General features: G+C 35.8%; 1 protein-coding gene. It reads right to left on the reverse strand.

The window, feature by feature from the left end:
• Positions 1-103: 103 nt before the first annotated feature.
• Positions 104-1,762: methyl-accepting chemotaxis protein (locus tag CJF42_RS19005; RefSeq protein ID WP_141235592.1), on the reverse strand; the 1,659-nt coding region annotated here is incomplete at its 5' end.

The raw sequence follows: 1,762 nt of genomic DNA on the forward strand, positions 1-1,762 counted from the left end.
GGCAATGAAAAAAGTTAACAGAGTAGTGGTGTAATGCTCTAATGTAACTGTATATATTTATAAGCTTAAAACAAAGTATAGTCTCAGTAAAATAGATTTTTTATTACGTGAAATAATCAGAATTACTGCTGTTATTTTCATTAGCAACCTTAGCTAAATCTTTGACAGAATCATGAATTACCACTATATTTCTGTTTATTTCTTCACATGTAATACTCTGTTCTTCAACAGCGGTTGCGACTTGTGTCATATTGATACTAATACTGTCAATACCAGAGGTAATTTTCGTTAAAGCGTTATAGGCATTTTCACTTTTACTTACCGCTAATTGTGTTTTCAAGACACCATCGGCTACTTTAGAAACGGCACTGTTAACTTCTTCTTGTAACTTATTAATAAGGTTACTAATTTCTTCCGTTGAAGTTCGTGTTTTGGATGCTAAACTTCTCACTTCATCGGCTACCACTGCAAACCCACGGCCTTGCTCACCAGCCCTTGCTGCTTCTATTGCAGCATTAAGCGCAAGTAAGTTAGTTTGTTCTGCAATCATGTTAATAGTTTCAACTATGCTGCTGATGTTTTCACTACTATTTGCAACCTCAGAAATGGCATCACTTGCCAATGTTATTTCTGTAGAGAGCTCTTTGATTTCCAAAACTGCACGGGAAAGGATGTTCTGTGTTTCATCGGCGGATGATACAGCTTCAGTTGCATTATCGGCGGATTTGGTTGCTAAATTTGAAACCTCCCCTATAGTCGTTGACATTTCATTCATTGCTGTAGCAACATTTTCTATTTCGCTACTTTGCTTTTGGGTATTGGTGATTATTAAATTGGAACGCTCAACTAAAGCTTGTTCTATTTCTTTTCGGCGTTTAGACATAAAATTGATAGATTTAGCTACATTATCATTTTCACTGCGTTTGGTCATACTGGCGCTAAAGTCTCCAGCAGCAATGGCTGTGCAAAGTTTATCTATTTGAGAATATGATGTACCAACTTTCTCTAAGCTTGCTTCCATTGCTGATAATTCATCGTTTCCATTGGATTGGCTAATGGAGACTGAAGATAAGTCGCCGATCGCAATTTCTTCAGCCATTATCATGACCTTATTTATTCTTAAGCTTATAGATTTTACAAACCATAAAGATAAAGCAATCAAAAGTAAGATAGCGACTAATGCAAAGATACTTGTTTTAACAAATAACTGACGTATAGGACCTATCACTTGTTCCTCTGGCTCGGCAAGTATTACCAGCCATTGCCCCGTTTTAATAAATTCACTGGCGAAATAGTAAAGTTGGTTAGTTATTGGGTCTTGCATTAATTTAACCTGCTGCTTTTCTCTATTTTGATAGATAGTAGAAAAATGGTTTTTATATGCTGAACTTGCAATTGATTTGGTTTGTAACCCAACATTCTTAAGAGTTGCCGATATAAAGTGACCATCTTTACTTATTAGGAAAATATCTCTCTTTGTCTGTTGTTTTATTTTAAGAAGATATGATTCTATATCTGTTAAAGAGCGATCAACACCGCCAATACCTAAAAACTTCTGATCTTTTGTAATCGGGTAGCTTTGCTCTACAATCATTTTACCTTGGTACATATAAGGTTCGGTCACCAAAACTTGAGGTGTCTTTGTTTGTTCGAATAAACGCTTAACGCCATTATAATAGAGGCTTGATTCCATATCAGCTAACGGTTCTACAACTAAGTTATTATCATCTCGGTACCAATAAGGGTAACACCTCAATAACCC

It is taken from the genome of Pseudoalteromonas sp. NBT06-2 (genome assembly GCF_002276045.1).
GTDB lineage: Bacteria > Pseudomonadota > Gammaproteobacteria > Enterobacterales > Alteromonadaceae > Pseudoalteromonas.